This is a genomic window from Demequina lutea (genome assembly GCF_013409005.1).
Taxonomy (GTDB): Bacteria; Actinomycetota; Actinomycetes; order Actinomycetales; family Demequinaceae; genus Demequina; species Demequina lutea.
Genome location: NZ_JACBZO010000001.1, coordinates 234362 through 250639, shown reverse-complemented (window position 1 = coordinate 250639; position 16278 = coordinate 234362). Strand labels below are relative to the sequence as shown.

Sequence of the window (16278 nt, the reverse complement as noted above, 5' to 3'; positions counted from 1 at the left end):
CCGTTTCCCCTGGCAGGAAATCGGCCCACTCTTCAGCGATACCGTTAATCGCATGAAACGAAATGATGACTTCGAGGGAGCACTGGCAGTGCGCACCGAGTTGGTCAGGTCGAGTGGCACAGGCGGCTACCGCGCTGCATGCGATCTTCTCTACGAAACCGGTCTCATTCGACGGGTGGACTGGCCCCGTGGCGAGGATGGCACACGTTTCGCAGATCCGGCCGTACTGCTTGCTGCGTCTCGGTCCTGGTCGAGCGGCGAGAACGCCATTGCGCAATTCGCCTCAGGGCTACTCGGATACACGACGTCTGCGGAGTTCGGCCCTCTCGATTTCGCGGCGACGCTTGAGGGCTTCCCCACGCAACATCGCGAAACGCTACTGCGAGTCCTCAGGGCCATGTGGGGCACAAAGTTGGTCATGTAGGCATTCGTAGGTGTTCGACAGATTGGTGGGACTTCCCTGTCTGGTGTCCGTCCGACGCCGCGCACGGCCGTCAACCGCCTGAGACGCAAAGCCACCGGCTCAGGCGGGCGCGCACCCCGCTCCCCCGCTACTGCGTCCACCACGAGGTCGCGTGACCGGAACGGTCACGCAGTGTCGTCGGGCCCGATCACGCGCGGCTTGAAGGTGGTCACCGGCGTTCGCTCCGCCTCATACGCATGCAACTGGTCGACCGCTTCCTGCGCGGCCTTGAGGTTGTCCCGCGCCTTGAAAGCGGCAGTACGTCGCGCCTCCACACCGACCAACTCCGTCTTGACCAGGGCGACCTCGCGAATGAAGTGCTCGGCAGTGACCTTCCAGGCATCGCCCCGGTCTCGCCGTTCGACTGACTGCAGACGCAGGCGTTTGACCTCGGCTTCAAGTTCGGCAACCCGTTCAGCGAGTTCGGCCTCACGAGCGGTGAGGGGGCCGTCGGTCGCCCCTCGGACGGCCGCCTCGAACGCGACCTTCTCGGGCACGTACTGGCGGTTGAGCCAGTTGAGGGGCACGTCCGCTTCCTTGGCCAGCCCCCTAACGCTGGTGTTGCCAACCTCGATGCGCTCGGGCGCACCCATGAGGATGCGCTGCTGGGCTTCGCGGAGGCGGCGGGCGACGTTCGAGTCCCGCTAACTCGGACCTACTGCGGTACGTGACTCACTCTTCCGACCTCGGCACGTGGGTCGCCGAATTGCGGTCCGAATGGCCTCTACGAGCGCGTCTTCGTGTTCGCGTGGAAAGCGTTGCAGCGCCTCCGAGATATCGATCTCAGTGTCCCCCAGGAGTGCGGCGACGACGTGACTTACCGCCCGCTCGCCTGTCGACCAAGGCAGGCCCGCCTTGAGCAGTTCATTCGCTCCGGCGACGACGCCATCCTGGTCTGCCCGCCACGGAACGCGTTGGACAAGGACGGCATGAGGCGGGCGCTCGAGCGAAAGCGATACAAGCGCCCGTTCTTGCTGAAATAGACGCACCGCGGCCGTCAACGCCGCGCACTCGGGACGTGAGCGAAGGTCGCCGTGCGGGCGTAGATGATGCGGACCGCTACTTGACCGGGCGGAGGTGCCCGCGGTTGCCCGGACCGACGTCCGGCCCAGCGTCGGCATCACCGTTAGACTCCGACTCGGGGGTGTACTTCAGGGCCGCTGCGGCAACCTGCTCCGCGAGCGTCGTCGTCAATGCCTCCAGTTCCGTCACCTTCGCGCTGAGCCTCTCGATGCGCTCGACGCCGTCCGCACTCAGCATGCGTCCGGCGAGGTCACCGCATGCGTCGATGAGCGCCTTGAGGTCGAGGTTCCTCTGAGTGATTCCGCTCCGTGCGATGCTCGCCTCGTCGGCAACAGCCTTGACTGTTACTCGACCTGAGCCGTGCTGGGATGTGCCTGTCAGCACCCGCGTCAGCGCGGTGAGTATGGCATCTCGCTCGGTCTCATCTCCACGTCGATTCATACCTCACCCCGCGCCTTTCTGTGCCGCTCGATCTGGTGCGTCAGAACCGCGATGTCCTCCTGGGCCCGCTCTGCCCAGGGCTTAGGCATGCGGGGCAATGCGGTAGTGAGTTCGTCGCGCTCTGCGATCTTGATCTCGATGTGCCGGTCGAGCAGCGTCACGTTCGGGCAGCCGACCTTGAAGTTCGCCAGGTCGGGCCCCTCGGCGTCCTTGCGGATGCGGCACAGTGCGGTCTCAGCGTTCCAAGCGCAGATGTAGTTGGCATGGGGGTTGTCGTAGAGGGTTGCCACGCCGCTCTTCCTAACGCGCCTAAGTTCCGCCTCTGTCATGGTCGCGCCAGCGAACTCGTGCTCATACTCCCTGAGAGCCGCCTTAGTTCGCGCCGCGCCAGGTCCGCTAACCGTCGAGCCTGCCTTGACCTCATCCACCGCGCGACCCATGTCGCGCATCGCAACCATGATTGCCTCCAGTTCGACCTCGTCGACAAAGCCGGACTCCGACTGCCCCGCATATCCCTGCGATACCACTGAATTGACGTGGCCATACTGAATGCCGAGTGCGATCTCGCCGCCGGGGATGTTGGCAATGTGGTGGGCGAGAGTGCGACGGAACCGGGTGGTGGCGACGTAGGTCTTGTTGTCGCCAAGGATGCCGCCGGAACCTCCCGTCAGGACCGACTGCTCGCCCGTCTTCCCCGCGAGGTCGTTCCATCGGCGAGCGAATTTGAACAGCATCGTCCCCATGGAGCCTGCGGTGTGAACAGCGCCCTTGCGCTGGCGGCCGCTCTGCTCCGTCACTGCGAAGAGCAGTTCTCCATCCGTGAGTTGTTCCAGCGCCCTGACGGCGCGCGCCGCCGGTTCGATGGTGACCCAGGGCTGATCCCGAATCTCACCCTCGGTGATCTGGTTACCATTCTCATCACTGACGCCCTTGAAGTGCAGCCCGGTGATCCGGTACTCGACAGCCCGGCTGCCATGTTCCGGAGCGGGCGTGTAGGTTACACATCCGCGTCTCAGGTTGAGCACCTCGGCAGGGCGCATGCCCGTGAAGTACGCAATGACGGCGAACGCGGCTGCAACGACGTTCGACTTCTGGAGGGGCGCGATCCAGCCGGTGTCACGCTTGTACTGGAGCAGGGTCTCCTCGGAGAGGCCACCACTACCACCCCTCCTCAATTGGATCTCGATTCCGCGCTCTCGGGCCCAAGCACTCACCTCTGCGTCGCGCGGCCGCCACGTGAAATCGAGGTCTCCTGCGAGGTACCGGCCAATAGTTGCAAGCGAAGCGGTAATCAGTGAAGAGATCGCCTCAGGATTGAACGGCGGGGTCTTGTTGTCGCCCTTGCTAGGCCGCCGCCCCAGCCACTCGGAATAACCCGATCCACCAGCCACCCACGGTGGTGCTGCAATGGTGTACTCCCACGGAAGTTCCCAGTTGTGAGACAACAGAGTCGACACACATCCAAGCGTGTCCTCCTTGTACCGGTATTTCCACGGCTGCTGCACGACGTGGTAGGCGAAGTCGTCCCACTGCTTCGATGTCATCTTGTTGAGTGAACGGATTCCCGCGCTTTCCATCCACCTTGCGAGGTTCGTGTATCTCGCGAAGAGCGTGCTCAGGGTCGACGCCGAGGGGAGGCTGACGCCCCTGGTGCGTCCCTGCGACGGCGTGTTGATCGCGTTGAAGAAGTGGACCTTGGCCGCATCCTGCAGCAACGGGGGCAGCGCCGCGAAGTTCAGGCTCACAGGAGACTGGTGCTCAGCCTCAGACAAGTAGTGCACGGGCCAGACGTTGTCGTGAAAGACCGGCGCGGGCACACCTGCGGGCAAGTTGACGGACTCCCGATGCAAAAAGATGGGCGTCGTCGGGCCTGGCACCCACGGCAAATAGCGGTCGTCGCGGGCGTGCGCTACCACTGCGTCTGGCTGAGTCATTCGTCGTCGTTCCACCTGTCCTTGATCAGCCTGGCCACGAGGTCCCGGTCGTCATCTGTTACGACCTCGCGCGCCTGTTCCACGTCGTCCTGGGAGTAGCGTTCGAGCACAGAACTGACCCGCGCGTGGTAGATGGCGTATACGCGGTTCCAGCCGGCGTCCGGCGTATAGGAGCGCAGGAACTCCAGTCGCTCGTAGATGGCGATGTTGCGTGGTAGATGCCGCTTCAGCACGACGGCGTTCTTGCATGCGAAGCAGTCCAGGAAGGACACTCGGCAGGGTGCATGCGTCTCGGGGTTGTGGTCATGGTCCAGGCACGACGAGCCGAGTGTGTCGAGTTGCCCCGCCTCAACGTCCTCCAGAACGCCGCGAGCGACCACTTGGGGTGCCTGCGAGGCAATGTCAGCGTCATCGGTCACCACCGTGGCAACCATGCCGTCAAACTCGCTCTCTAGGACCTTAGCGATTGAGGGCTGTACGAGTTGCTTCATGGTCGGGTCCGTCAGGCTGTACTCCATGTTCATGGAGGCGACATGGCCCTCCGGATGAACATGGACCACGAAGTAGTGGCGGAGCGCCCGAGGTGTCGCCCAAACATGTCCCGTCGACCTCCTCCAACTTGCCATTGGGGAGTAGGCAACGTCGTAGGCGGCCCATGGATGGATCGGTAGTCGAGTTGTGGTCCGACTCCCGCGGTGTAGGCCATCTGTGAGGCCGACGATGAGGTTGTCGCACGGACGCCCTGCGGCGGCCAGCGTCTGGCGGCCACCCTCGGTCAACTCGATGACCATGGTCAACAGTCGGCCCTTCGAGTGCTTGTCGCCCCTGACCTCGAACCGCGCGTCAATCGGTTCGGGCGCATCGTCACCGTCGCCTTCATCCCAGTCGCCATCGTGCAGGTTCTCCCCCCATTGGCTAACGGGACCGAGACGAGGCTTGTCGAGTAGCACGTGAAACTCGGCCGCCTGTGTACCGTCCTGCGGGTCCACTCGCGTGATGTTGGTCATGTGGAGTCGCAGCAGGGTGGTCGCGTTCCAGCCGCACGTAGCGATCAGGCCGGTCACCGCCGCACACGTCTCATCAGAAGTCGGATACAAGTGACTCCAGAGAGGAAATGCGGAGACGCGAGCGATCGACTGCCCAGGGTAGAGGCGCTGGCGAACCGACACAGGAAGCAAGATGCGTCCCGGGTTGGACGGATCCCTGGTAGCCAATGTGCCGGTGCGGGCGATCTCGTCCAACACCGTCCCGTACTCCCAGTCTGCGGTGCCCTCCGCGTACTCACCGTTGCGGTAGGAATCGAGCACGGCCCAACCGGCCTTCACCCTTCGCAGCGCAGACTGCACCGACTCGAAGCACAGTCGCCGCAGGTCAACGAACTCCTGCTCGGTAATCACATGCCTGCTCGAATCCTGCGCTGGCCTCGGCACCCTGTGATTGATAATGCGGGATTTCTCCTCGGGATCGACTCCGCGAATCTCCTGGACCACTTTGCGCAGCCGCATGTGGTGCGTGTAGCGAGTGCCCTGCGGGAGGGACATCAATCGTTCGAGGTACTTTCCGTGCGTGATCTCCCCCGCACGCGTCACGCCGAGCCCTTCGAACAGGGTCCTAAGCGACCAGAGCCCGCCCTGCGCTGTCAATTTGCCCCACATGCCGGTCGGGCCCACCCTTGCCTTCACGATTTCCATCAGACTTCGCCGCAGATCATCTCCGACGTCGACACCAGAGAAATCGAGTTCGTACGGCTCCTCACCTGGAGGGCTGACGATCAGGACGCCGCCCTCAGACTCAACCTTCACGCGTCAATCACCCGGTCATCCACCTGGGCGATGTTGCGCATAGCCTCATCGATGCTCGTGACCATGGCCCAGTTGTCCTCATCAGTGACGGTGCGCGTGATCGTGCTCGGGGCATCGTCACGTCGAGCGAGGATCTGCGCGTACTCCATCGCCTGGAGCGGGGCAAGGTAGTGACTCATTGTCGTCTCGACGTTCGAGTGCCCAAGCCTGTCCTTCACGTGCTTCCAGGCGTTCATCTCGTTCACGATCCGAGTCAAATCGCTCTCGCTGACATGCCGTCGCCTCTGCTCGTTGCGCATCGCGGCGGCGATGTACAACTGCATGGCGAAGCAGTGGCGCAGGGTGTGCGGGTGAACGTCAATCTTCCCGGTGCCGTCTGACCGCTCGGTGCGCGCCGACGCCTCCCTAAAGATTCTGTTCCATCTGCGAATGTCGAGAGGCTTGCCTCCATCGCCAAGCCATGCCAAGAGCGGGCGACGCTTCCCGTCGGCCTCGTCGATCTCATACATGTGGATGCGCTCTCTAAGATCGATCAGGTCGAGTTTGCGCCACTTACCTGGCGCATCAGCAGACCCCCTAGACACGAGCACCGTGTTCGGAATCCCGTCTCTCGTGTTCACCTTCTTCACAATCAGCGCTTCGGGGTCGTTCTCGTAGATGCCCGACTTCTTTCCGAACGCTATGTCCACCTCACGGGCACCGACGAAGTAGTCCTGGATCGTCTTGCGGTGGCTCCCGTCGAGGTAAACAAGCCTCCCAACCTCAGGCCTGCCCTTTGACAATGCTCCCGGGATGCGCCCGACCAACACCTCGCCTCTGAGGGGCCGGGACGGCACCTCGAAGTAGAACAATCCATGTCCCTCCAATCTGCGCATGCCTGTCTGATAGAGAAGATCCACGTACGCCAGGTTGCGCTCGCGCATCATCATGGTCTCCTCGCGAGCGGACCCCAACCCCAGGACGCCTTCCTGTCGCCAACGCATAATCGAAGCGTGTGGGTACGAAATAGCGGCCGACTGCTTCCGACCCTTGGTCGCGTTGATCTCGCCGCGGGGAATCGGGTTGAAGGCGATGAAGCGCATGTCGACGGCCCGGTCATGCAACGCAAGCAAGGGAGTGATAGTCCGCTTGAGCGTCGTCGGCCCTACGACTTCGCGTCGCGCGACAAGGAACTCGTCGACCACATTCCGGTCGACGTGAGGCCAAGCGAGACCGCGTTCTCCGAGGAACCGGAAGTAGACGGCCACGTCATAGGCGTAGCCCCGTGCCGACGTCTCGGTCATGTTGCTGGCAGCCCAGCGCACTACGGCAGGGTGAAGCGTCCCGTCGGCGAGTACGGGTACATACATCCACTCACGGTCCAGGAAGCGCCGTGGAACGTCTTGGATGACCGCGGCGAGCCACGCGGGACGGCTCTCCATCGACAGCAGGTTCCTCGGGCGGAGTTCAAGAACCCTTGCGAGATTCGGCATTGTGGCCGCACCGGGGTCCTTCACGATGCAAACACTAGCCGCACTGCAGACATGTGTCAATGGTTACAAAAGGACGAGAACCCGCTCTACATGGCCGAGGCTGCGGGCACGGCCGACCTCATTGCGGGCGGACGACTCCAGCTCGGGGTATCGCGCGGCTCGCCCGAGTCGGCCGCCGACGGCCCGGGGTTGTTCGGCTACCCCCTTCCCGCAGGCAAGCTGCCTGTCGAGGACGCCGCCGAGCGCATCGCCACGCTCCGGCGCGCGATCTCGGGTGAGGGCATCGCGCTCCCTGGCCCCAACGCACCCACCCCGCGCGGCGAGCTGCTGCCCATCACCCCCCATTCCCCTGGGCTCAGCGACCGCATCTGGTACGGCGCCGGAAACACCGAGTCGGCCAAGCGCGTGGGGGAGCTGGGGATGCACCTCATGTCATCGACCCTGGTGCTTGAGGCGACCGGAGAGTCACTCGGCACCGTCCAGGCCAGGCAGATTGAGGCGTTCCGCGAGTCGTGGCACGAGGCGGGCCATGCGGGCGAACCGCGAGTCTCGGTGTCGCGGTCGATTATGCCGATCATTGACGACAAGACCCGCATGTACTTTGGGCCCCTGCTCGAGCGCGACAAGATCGGCGCCAACAAGGACCAGGTCGGCTCGATCGACAACTCCGTCGGCACGTTCGGAAAGTCCTACGTGGGCGACGTCGACAAGATCGTCGCCGAGCTGCGCGAGGACGAGGCCGTCATGACCTCCGACACCGTGCTGGTCACGATCCCCAATCAGCTGGGCGCCGATTTCAACCGCACGACCTTCGATGCGTTCGTGGAGATTCGCAACCAGTTGGCGCCCGGGCACAGCGGCTAGAGGCCACCATCGCGTGGCGACGCACGGTTGTGCACCCGCCTCCGCGACGCTCCGAACCAATCTCGGTCCCGCCACGCCGCCGATCCGGGGTCAACGCGCGCGCACTCCGGCGCGCCGCGCGGCGAATTGGTTCGGAGCGTCCGAGGACGGGCGCCGCGCTACAGCTCTCGTTCTTTGACGCGCGCCGACGCAGCGGCGCCGTTCACGACCTGTTGTCCTTGACGATGCTCGGGTTGCCGGGGTCCGTGTTGTCGACCACGATCCCGGCGCGCTCAACAGGCGTGCAGGTGCGCTGATAGTGCCGCTGCGTCTCGGTGTACCGCAAGTTGCTCGGCGCCTCGGGGTCTGCGGGGAAGCCGTTGCGCACCGCGAGCCGCTGATAGGTCTCCTCGAACGGAACATCCAGGTAGATAGCGCAATTGAGGTTGCTGATCACCTCGCGGCGCTGGATCAGCACACCGTCGATCAGCAGGATCGCGTGAGGGTCCGCCTCGAGCCATCCTTCCTCGACGGGGGTATCCGTCTCGAGGTCGTGCGCCTTGGTGCGGTACCGCAGGGTGCCCCGCGGGCCGAGCGGCGTGAGCAGGTCGGAGGTGAGGGTCTCGTAGTCAAAGGCCGCCGCCCAGTAGCCCTCCCACGAGTCGCGACCCATCGCGTAGCGCACCACACGTGGGCGGTGGAAGTCGTCGAGGCTCGCCTCGATCACGTCGAAGCCGCGCCCACGCAGTACCTCGGCAAGCTCCTGGCGCAGGGTCGTCTTGCCGGAGCCGTCGGGCCCGTCGATGCCAATCCGTGCGGGGTGAGTCTTGTGTTCGCCCGACCGCACGACCACGGCATCGGCGAGAGCCTCGAGAACTGCGTCCCTGGGAGTCTGGGCGCGCGCGTCGGAAATCATTAGGCCTTCGCCAGCATGCCCTTGATCGCGGATGTGAAGAAGGCGAGCCCATCGGTGCCCGTGCGGCCACCCTCGAGCGAGTCGGGGCCAAAGCCAGGTTCCGTCGCGTGCTCTGGGTGCGGCATCAGGCCGACGACGTTTCCGCGAGCATTGGTGACGCCCGCGATGTCGCGGCGAGAGCCGTTCGGGTTCCAGCCCACGTAGCGGAATGCGACGCGGCCCTCTCCCTCGAGCTCGTCGAGAGTGCGCTCGTCGGCGACGTACTGGCCATCCTGATTCTTGAGCGGGACCACGATCTCCTCGCCAACGCGGTACTCGCTGGTCCAGGCGGTCTCCGCGTTTTCGATGCGCAGGGTCTGGTCGCGGCACACAAAGTGGAGGTGCTCGTTCTTGATCATCGAGCCAGGCAGCAGGTGCACCTCGGTGAGGACCTGGAATCCGTTGCAGATGCCCAGCACCGGCATGCCGCCGTTCGCGGCGTCCACGATCGAGTCCATGATTGGTGCGAAGCGAGCGATCGCTCCCGCACGCAAGTAGTCGCCGTAGCTGAAGCCACCGGGGAGCACCACGGCGTCGACGTCCCCCAGGTCGGCGTCCGCGTGGAAGAGCGACACCGGCTCGGCGCCTGCAAGACGCACGGCGCGCAAGGCGTCGCGGTCATCCAGCGAGCCGGGGAACGTGACGACGCCGATGCGCGCGGTCACGCCAGGAGGTCCTTCTGACCGTTGGGAGCGTCGGCCGTCTTCGCGTGGCCGCAGCCACAGTTGCCGCCGCATTCCTTCTGCTTGACGGAAACGACATCCTCGATGACTGGGTTGCTCAGGAGCGTCTCGGCCGCGTGGCGTACCGTGGCGAGCACCTCATCCGTGATCTCGCCGTGCACCTTGAGCTCAAAGCGCTTGCCCTGACGGACCTCGCGGAAGCCCTCGATGCCGAGGCGAGCGAGGGCGGCGCCGATGGCCTTGCCCTGGGGGTCGAGGATCTCGGGCTTGGGCATCACGTCAACGATGATTTTTGGCATGCCCGCAGTCTAGCCGGGCCCTTGCTCGAAGCGCGCAACGGCCCGCGCGCTCGGGTACCGACCCATCGTGCGCGGCGGGTTCAGGATTTCTCGGGCGTCGCCACATCTTCCGCGAGGAGCGTGGCCAGCTTGCTGGCGATGTCGGGAGTCGGCCAGCACAAGATGACGCTTCCGGAGTGGTAGATCTGCTTCCCGCAGAGCGAATCCGCGAGCTGATGCCCAAGGACGGCCAGGTGGCCGCGCGGATAGATGTCGATCACCAGGAGGTCTTGTGCATTGACGTCGTAGAGGATGCTGTGCGCCGGCTTGTCCGCTAGAAGCGCGAGCGGCACCATCGGCCCCCAGATGCCTTGCACCTGGGCCGTTCCAGACTCGTCGATAATCTCGGCCAGTCCCCTTTGGGTGCTCAAGTACCCGAAACGTGGTTCACGAAGCGCAGCGTCGACGTGCCGCAAGGGCACGACCGTCAACACCAACATCAACACCACCAGAACCGCGGCTCCCAGCCTTCGACCGGACCCTCCCCAGCGCACCAGCGCCGTTCCTGTCGCCACAAGAATCGCCGCCCCGACGCCCGCAGCAATGACCAGTCCGGGCGCGGGATGGCGGATCCATTGCGGATCCGTGTTCTTCAGGGCGGCCCATCCAAGCAGTATCCCCATGCCCGCAGTCAGACCTGACGCCGCCATCACGAACCTCTCGTCCGACGCGATAGCGCGCCACGACAGTCCCGCCGCCTTCCACACTTGCATTCGCGTGGCCACGACGCCGCTCACGAGTGCCAAGGCAAGGGCCGCCAGGGCGAGGACCACCGGGGTCGGCAAAAACCACGATTGCCACAGAGCGGAAGTCTTCTCATCCACCATGTATTCCGTGAGACGCGGCACCTGGGTCGCACCCCAATAGGTATGTACGAGTTGGAGATACGCGCTCCAACCGAGCACGACAAGCTTGACGGCCTCGAAGGCCATGACGGGCACCAGCGCGCCCGCGGTGAAACGCAAGAGATCGCGCGCCAACGAGCGGCGCGGCACGACCAAGCGCGCCAGGATGATTGCGAGGAGTACCGCCGGCAGGAGGAAGGCGACGACCACCTTCGCGAGCACCGCGAATCCGAACAGCACGCCCGCTACGCCGGGGCGGCGGCGCGCGGTGACCAAAGCCCATGCAACCAAGGCTGCCGCCGTGTACTCGCCCAGGACCACTTGGGGTGCGTAAATGGGCGACTGATCGAACGTGAAGGTGTTGAGCAAGACAGGACCCAAGGTCGCCGCCAAGCCGCCCCATCGCCCGCCGATACGCCAGCCAATAAACCACATCGCCACGAGTAGTGCCAGGTAGAATGGTGTGGCCGCCAGTCTTCCCGCGAGTAGCGGTTCGATCCCCAATGCGTGGAGACCGGCGGCTGGCACCAGCAGCGTCGGGCCGGTGGAGATACCTGTGGAGAACGGCTCATTACTCGTTCCGCCGTAGTTTCCAGTGGCGACATAGCCGTGGCCCGTACCCAGGTTATGCACCACGTCGAGGAAGTAACCCTCATCGACCTCTACCGAGGTTTCGGTGAACCCGATGTAGAAGAGAACTCCTTGGACCGCCGCAACCGCGGCGACTGCGACACTGAAGGCGATCCTCGCCAGGTCAAGGCCCGATGCCTCGGCCCTAATGCGTGCCGACCCCGGAAGGCTCGAGACGACTCTCAACAATCGGTCCAGCCCCTGAGCGGTGGCCATCAGTTCCCCTTCTTCCGGCCCACCCCCGTGACGAGCCCTCGCCATGCTAGCAACCCGCACCCGTCAGCGGGCCCCACCGTATTCGCTCTTCTGGTTCGTCAGCCACGTGCGGAGACCGCCGGAGTCCGCCTGCAAATACGAGAGGTCGTTCGTGTAGATCACCAGGGTGCCGACGTCGTCGCCCGGGCTGGGCGCCGCGCCTCGATGAGGTGCCGCGTGGACGTCGCGACAAAGGGGATTCCTCGTCGCATCTGAGAGTCCAACCGCAACAGGGTCCCGCGGTACTTGTCGACCGAGAAGTCCGGCACCCACCAGACGCACTTGCGCAACGTCCAGACCACAGCGCCGACGTCGTGGAACTCCATGCGACAACTTGCCGTGAGGAGAGCGGTGACTTCGAGCCCAGCGGCTCGCGCGGCCGAACTCTCTGCCGCGGGGTCGCGCGCCTCGCGTTCGTTGCCAAGCGGGCCCCGAAACTCCTCGATCAGTTCGAACGCGGAGGCCGGCCCGACGTGCTGAGCAAAGTAGGAACCGCCGGGCCTCAATACGCGATGGATCTCGCGCCAGTCGGGCGCCACCGGATGACGAGCGGTCACCAAGGCGAAGGTGGCATCGGGAAACGGCAACGGCTTCCCGGGCGCCACGTCCACGACGTCAACGCCGCGAGGTCTCAGCGTGGACCGCGCGCGCTGCAGGTTGGGAGGCCAGCCCTCGGTCGCGACCATCCGGGCAGGGAAGGACCGCGCCTCTCCCAACACCTCTCCGCCGCCCGTGTCCAGATCAAGCGCGGAGTCGACGGTGGTGAGCCGCTCCGCCAAGAGGCGTGCGTAGCCCCAAGGTGGTCTCTCCTCACTCGCGCGCCCATCGAGCCAGCCAAAGTCCCAACCGGAGACGTCTGCAGCGTCGGCTTCCGCGACGAGGTCATCGAAGGCTCTCATGCCGTCATGGTGCCACCACGACGCGGTGAGGGGACCTGGCGTAGGTTGCGTGGCGGGGATCAGCCCGCAACCAGCCTGTCATACGCCTCGAGGTAGCGCTGCCTGGTCTTGTCGACCACGTCGTCCGGCAAGGCCGGCGGCGGAGTGTCTCCGTGACGATCCCAGCCCGATGCCGGCGAGGTCAGCCAGTCGCGCACGAACTGCTTGTCGTAGCTCGGCTGCGCGTGGCCAGGCTCCCATGTTTCGGCGGGCCAGAAGCGGCTCGAATCGGGAGTGAGCACCTCGTCCGCCAGCACGATGTTCCCGGCGGCGTCGCGGCCAAACTCAAACTTGGTGTCCGCCAGCACGATGCCCTTGGCGCGGGCGATCTCGTGCGCGAGCCCGTAGACGGCGAGGGTGAGGTGGCTCAACGCCTCGGCGTCCTCGCGGCCGATGAGAGCCGCCACGGCGTCCAGGGTGACGTTCTCGTCGTGCTCGCCCACCTCGGCCTTGGTGGCAGGGGTGAAGATCGGTACGGGCAGGCGCGAGCCGTCGACCAGCCCGGCCGGGAGCGACACGCCACACACGGAGCCCGTGGCGCGGTATTCCAGCAGGCCCGAGCCGGTGAGGTAGCCGCGGGCGACGCACTCGACGGGGAACATGTCCAGGCGCTGGCAGATCATGGCGCGGCCCGCGACCTCGTCGGGCACCGGAGCTTCGACCGTGTGGTCGGGCACGATGTCGCGCAACTGGTCGAACCACCACAGGGTCAGGGCGGTCAACACCGCGCCCTTGCCCGGGATCTCCGTGGGAAGCACCCAGTCGTACGCACTGATGCGGTCGGACGCGACCACAAGCATCACATCGCCGCGCGGGTGCGGCTCGGTGGGCTCGTAGAGGTCGCGCACCTTGCCCGTGTAGACGTGGCGCCAGCCCGGGATCTCCTGAACGGCGGGCATCGTCACGAAGCCTGGCATTAGCCCTGCTCCGCCTCGGCCACGGCCTTCGCGATGTCCTTGCGGTAGTGGGACCCCTCGAGCGTGATGTAGTCGACGCCCTTGTAGGCGCGCTCCCGCGCGAAGGCGAGCGACGGCCCGTGACCCACGATGGAAAGCACGCGGCCGCCAGCAGAGATCAGCACCCCGCCCTCGCCATAAGCCGTCCCCGCGTGCAGCACGTGGACGTTGGGTTCCTCTTCGACCTCGGCCAGGCCACCAATGCTGTCGCCAGTGCGCGGCGCGGAGGGATAGTTCTTGGCGGCGATGACCACGGTGACCGCCGCTCCCTCGGCCCACTCAAGCGGGGGGAGCTCGGCGAGACGCCCCTCGGCGGCGGCGAGCAGCACGCCAGCGAGCGGGGTGCGCAGCTGGGCCATCACGCCCTGCGTCTCGGGGTCGCCGAAGCGGACGTTGAACTCAATCACGCGCGTTCCCGTGGACGTGAGCGCCAGGCCGCAGTACAGGACGCCTGTAAAAGGGGTGCCGCGCTTGGCCATCTCGTCGATTGTCGGCTGGGCGACGGTCGCGACCACCTCGTCAACCAAACCTGGGGGCGCCCACGGCAACGGCGTGTACGAACCCATGCCGCCTGTGTTCGGCCCCGCGTCGTTGTCGAAGGCGCGCTTGAAGTCCTGAGCGGGCTGAAGCGGCACCACCGTTGTGCCGTCGCACAGGCAGAACAGGCTCACCTCCGGCCCATCGAGGTATTCCTCGACCACCACCACGCCGCCCGCCTCGATCACGGCGAGGCCGTGCGAGAAGGCCTCCTTGCGGCTGTCGGTGACGACCACTCCCTTGCCCGCGGCCAGTCCGTCGTCCTTGACCACATGCGGTGCGCCGAACTCGTCGAGCGCCTCCTCAAGATCCTCGGGCGACGAGCACACGCGCGCGAGTGCGGTGGGCACTCCGGCGGCCGCCATGACCTCCTTGGCGAAGGCCTTGGAGCCTTCCAACTTTGCCGCAGCCGCGTCGGGACCAAACACGGCGATGCCCGCCGCGCGCACGGCGTCGCCCACTCCGGCGACCAATGGACCCTCCGGCCCGATGACGACCAGGTCGACTCCGAGTTCAACCGCAAGCGCCGCCACGGCGGCCGGGTCGAGCGGATTGCCGTGGTGCAAAACGGTGGGCATTCCGGCCGTACTGACCACGGAGCCGATGCCCGGGTTGCCTGGCAACGCATGGAGCGCCTTGACGGCTGGGTCCTGGCACAGGGTGCGGGCCAGGGCATGCTCGCGCGCACCGGAGCCGAGGAGAAGGATTTTCACGTGGCCCAGCCTAGCTGGCGCGGACGCAGACTTTGCGGCGAGGGCAGCAACCTACGCTTGTGCATTGAACAGATGTTCAGTATGTTGAACACATGGTCAACGATGGCGACACCACCGCGAGGGCAAAGATTCGCGACTGCGCGCTGCGACTGTTCGGCGAGCACGGACCCGATGCGGTGACGGTCCGAGACATCGCCGCGTGCGCAAGAGTCTCCCCCGGCCTGGTGCTGCACCACTTCGGCTCCAAACAGGGCCTCCGGGAGGCCGTCGACGCTCACGTGATGTCCATTTTCGACGCCATGCTCGCGAGCGCGGCGGAGGATCCGGATGCGTTCGCGTCCGGAGAACCCCAAGCCGTCGCTGGCTTCGCGGAAATGTTCGCTTCACAGATTCCGGCGGACTCGCCGATCCCTGGGTACCTGCGCCGCCTCTTGCTCTCGGGCGATCCGGTGGGCAGGCACCTCTTCCGCCAGTGGTTCCAACTGACGCTATCGGCCACCGACATCATGTCCGCGAACGGCAATCTGCAGCCGACACCCGACCGTGACGCCCTGGCGGCGTTCCTCTTGGTGAATGACCTCGCGATGATCCTGCTCCACGACCACGTAGCCGATGCGATCGGCACCGACCCACTCAGCCCGGCGGGCATGCGGCGATGGGCCTCCATCGCCTTTGACGTGTACCTCCATGGCGCATTCACCAAGGAGGATTCATGACAGCCACACCCCAGGTCGTCGCGACCGGCACCGCCGTCCGTCTCGAGGCAGTGACCAAGGTGTTCGGCACCAACGACGCCGCAGTGCACGCCCTCAAGGGCGTCGACCTGGAGATCGGCACGGGCCAGCTCGCGGTCGTCCTCGGCCCCTCCGGTTCGGGGAAGACCACCCTGTGCAACATCATCGGCGGCATCGAATCCGCGACGAGCGGCTCGGTCACGGTGGGCGGCGAGAGCATCGGCGGTCGCAAACCCGGAGACCTGGGCGACTTCCGCCGTAATCACGTCGGGTTTGTGTTTCAGTTCTTCAACCTCATCCCCACGCTCACCGCCCGCGAGAACATCGAGGTGATCATCGAACTTACCGGCCGCGGAGACAAGGGCCGCGTCGCAGAACTGCTCGACTCCGTGGGCCTCGCCGACCGTGCAGACAACTTCCCCTCGCAGCTCAGCGGCGGCGAGCAGCAACGCGTGGCGCTCGCGCGCGCGCTCGCAACGGACCCTGCCATCCTGCTCGCCGACGAACCCACCGGCGCCCTGGACCTCGACACCGGGCGCCAGATCCTCGCCCTCCTGCAGGACCTGCGCAATGAGGGCCGCACCGTTGTCATCATTACCCACAACTCCTCCGTCGCGCAGATCGCCGACCGCGTCATCACCGTGGTGGACGGCCGCATCGAATCGATCGAGGACAACCCCTCCCCGGCCGACGCTGCCACGGTCACGTGGTGATCG

At 65.4% G+C, this 16278-nt stretch carries 16 protein-coding genes; 4 read left to right on the top strand and 12 right to left on the bottom strand.

What is annotated here, in order from left to right; all coding sequences use genetic code 11:
- The first annotated feature begins 52 nt into the window (after positions 1-52).
- A complete protein-coding gene (locus BKA03_RS01255) occupies positions 53-424 on the top strand; it encodes a hypothetical protein (RefSeq protein WP_062074879.1) in 372 nt (123 codons plus the stop codon).
- Positions 425-588: 164 nt separating this feature from the next.
- Here the strand turns inward: BKA03_RS01255 and BKA03_RS01250 are convergent, their stop codons facing one another.
- From BKA03_RS01250 to BKA03_RS01230, 5 genes are all read right to left on the bottom strand, one after another.
- Complete coding sequence (locus BKA03_RS01250; RefSeq protein WP_152649513.1) at positions 589-990, bottom strand: hypothetical protein; 402 nt, start codon at positions 988-990, stop codon at positions 589-591.
- A 532-nt stretch (positions 991-1522) separates the two neighbouring features.
- A complete protein-coding gene (locus BKA03_RS01245; protein ID WP_062074882.1) occupies positions 1523-1927 on the bottom strand; it encodes a hypothetical protein in 405 nt (134 codons plus the stop codon).
- The gene (locus BKA03_RS01240; protein ID WP_062074883.1) at positions 1924-3861 is read right to left on the bottom strand and encodes a hypothetical protein; all 1938 of its coding nucleotides are present in this window, start codon (positions 3859-3861) and stop codon (positions 1924-1926) included. The genes BKA03_RS01245 and BKA03_RS01240 overlap by 4 nt, the downstream gene beginning before the upstream one ends.
- Positions 3858-5663 carry a hypothetical protein gene (locus BKA03_RS01235; RefSeq protein ID WP_062074884.1) on the bottom strand — a complete coding sequence of 602 codons (1806 nt, stop codon included), beginning with the start codon at positions 5661-5663 and terminating at the stop codon, positions 3858-3860. The genes BKA03_RS01240 and BKA03_RS01235 overlap by 4 nt, the downstream gene beginning before the upstream one ends.
- Positions 5660-7159, bottom strand: a complete 1500-nt coding sequence (locus tag BKA03_RS01230; RefSeq protein WP_152649514.1) for a site-specific integrase — start codon at positions 7157-7159, stop codon at positions 5660-5662. The genes BKA03_RS01235 and BKA03_RS01230 overlap by 4 nt, the downstream gene beginning before the upstream one ends.
- Positions 7160-7186: 27 nt before the next feature.
- Here BKA03_RS01230 and BKA03_RS01225 point away from each other — a divergent pair, with 27 nt between their 5' ends.
- Complete coding sequence (locus tag BKA03_RS01225; protein ID WP_083971454.1) at positions 7187-7999, top strand: LLM class flavin-dependent oxidoreductase; 813 nt, start codon at positions 7187-7189, stop codon at positions 7997-7999.
- A gap of 202 nt (positions 8000-8201) precedes the next feature.
- Here BKA03_RS01225 and BKA03_RS01220 read toward each other — a convergent pair whose 3' ends face one another.
- From BKA03_RS01220 to purD, 7 genes are all read right to left on the bottom strand, one after another.
- Positions 8202-8894 carry a nucleoside/nucleotide kinase family protein gene (locus tag BKA03_RS01220; protein ID WP_062074887.1) on the bottom strand — a complete coding sequence of 231 codons (693 nt, stop codon included), beginning with the start codon at positions 8892-8894 and terminating at the stop codon, positions 8202-8204.
- Positions 8894-9598: a phosphoribosylformylglycinamidine synthase subunit PurQ gene (gene purQ, locus BKA03_RS01215; RefSeq protein WP_062074888.1), complete on the bottom strand. Its 705-nt coding sequence runs from the start codon at positions 9596-9598 to the stop codon at positions 8894-8896. The genes BKA03_RS01220 and purQ overlap by 1 nt, the downstream gene beginning before the upstream one ends.
- A complete protein-coding gene (gene purS / locus BKA03_RS01210) occupies positions 9595-9915 on the bottom strand; it encodes a phosphoribosylformylglycinamidine synthase subunit PurS (RefSeq protein ID WP_083971459.1) in 321 nt (106 codons plus the stop codon). Before purS ends, purQ begins: the two co-directional genes overlap by 4 nt.
- Before the next feature lie 80 nt (positions 9916-9995).
- Complete coding sequence (locus tag BKA03_RS01205) at positions 9996-11645, bottom strand: hypothetical protein (RefSeq protein ID WP_062074889.1); 1650 nt, start codon at positions 11643-11645, stop codon at positions 9996-9998.
- 158 nt (positions 11646-11803) lie between these two features.
- On the bottom strand, positions 11804-12583 hold the full coding sequence (locus BKA03_RS01200) for a class I SAM-dependent methyltransferase (RefSeq protein ID WP_062074890.1): 780 nt from the start codon (positions 12581-12583) through the stop codon (positions 11804-11806).
- Between the two features lie 59 nt (positions 12584-12642).
- Positions 12643-13539, bottom strand: coding sequence for a phosphoribosylaminoimidazolesuccinocarboxamide synthase (locus BKA03_RS01195; RefSeq protein WP_062074891.1), 897 nt, complete (start codon positions 13537-13539; stop codon positions 12643-12645).
- A complete protein-coding gene (gene purD / locus BKA03_RS01190; RefSeq protein ID WP_062074892.1) occupies positions 13539-14828 on the bottom strand; it encodes a phosphoribosylamine--glycine ligase in 1290 nt (429 codons plus the stop codon). The genes BKA03_RS01195 and purD overlap by 1 nt, the downstream gene beginning before the upstream one ends.
- A 92-nt stretch (positions 14829-14920) precedes the next feature.
- On the opposite strand from purD, the gene BKA03_RS01185 reads away from it, so the two are divergent.
- Together BKA03_RS01185 and BKA03_RS01180 are read left to right on the top strand one after the other, a co-directional pair.
- Positions 14921-15544 carry a TetR/AcrR family transcriptional regulator gene (locus tag BKA03_RS01185; RefSeq protein ID WP_062074893.1) on the top strand — a complete coding sequence of 208 codons (624 nt, stop codon included), beginning with the start codon at positions 14921-14923 and terminating at the stop codon, positions 15542-15544.
- Entirely contained in the window at positions 15541-16275 is a 735-nt protein-coding gene (locus tag BKA03_RS01180) for an ABC transporter ATP-binding protein (RefSeq protein WP_062074894.1), read from the top strand. The genes BKA03_RS01185 and BKA03_RS01180 overlap by 4 nt, the downstream gene beginning before the upstream one ends.
- The last annotated feature ends 3 nt before the right edge of the window (positions 16276-16278 follow it).

Bases quoted from the DNA above. Each gene is read 5' to 3' on its own strand.
- BKA03_RS01255 (WP_062074879.1), top strand. From the start codon at position 53: ATGAAACGAAATGATGACTTCGAGGGAGCACTGGCAGTGCGCACCGAG.
- BKA03_RS01245 (WP_062074882.1), bottom strand. From the start codon at position 1,927: ATGAATCGACGTGGAGATGAGACCGAGCGAGATGCCATACTCACCGCG.
- BKA03_RS01240 (WP_062074883.1), bottom strand. From the start codon at position 3,861: ATGACTCAGCCAGACGCAGTGGTAGCGCACGCCCGCGACGACCGCTAT.
- BKA03_RS01225 (WP_083971454.1), top strand. From the start codon at position 7,187: ATGTGTCAATGGTTACAAAAGGACGAGAACCCGCTCTACATGGCCGAG.
- BKA03_RS01220 (WP_062074887.1), bottom strand. From the start codon at position 8,894: ATGATTTCCGACGCGCGCGCCCAGACTCCCAGGGACGCAGTTCTCGAG.
- purS (WP_083971459.1), bottom strand. From the start codon at position 9,915: ATGCCAAAAATCATCGTTGACGTGATGCCCAAGCCCGAGATCCTCGAC.
- BKA03_RS01205 (WP_062074889.1), bottom strand. From the start codon at position 11,645: ATGGCCACCGCTCAGGGGCTGGACCGATTGTTGAGAGTCGTCTCGAGC.
- BKA03_RS01200 (WP_062074890.1), bottom strand. From the start codon at position 12,583: ATGAGAGCCTTCGATGACCTCGTCGCGGAAGCCGACGCTGCAGACGTC.
- BKA03_RS01195 (WP_062074891.1), bottom strand. From the start codon at position 13,539: ATGCCAGGCTTCGTGACGATGCCCGCCGTTCAGGAGATCCCGGGCTGG.
- BKA03_RS01185 (WP_062074893.1), top strand. From the start codon at position 14,921: ATGGTCAACGATGGCGACACCACCGCGAGGGCAAAGATTCGCGACTGC.
- BKA03_RS01180 (WP_062074894.1), top strand. From the start codon at position 15,541: ATGACAGCCACACCCCAGGTCGTCGCGACCGGCACCGCCGTCCGTCTC.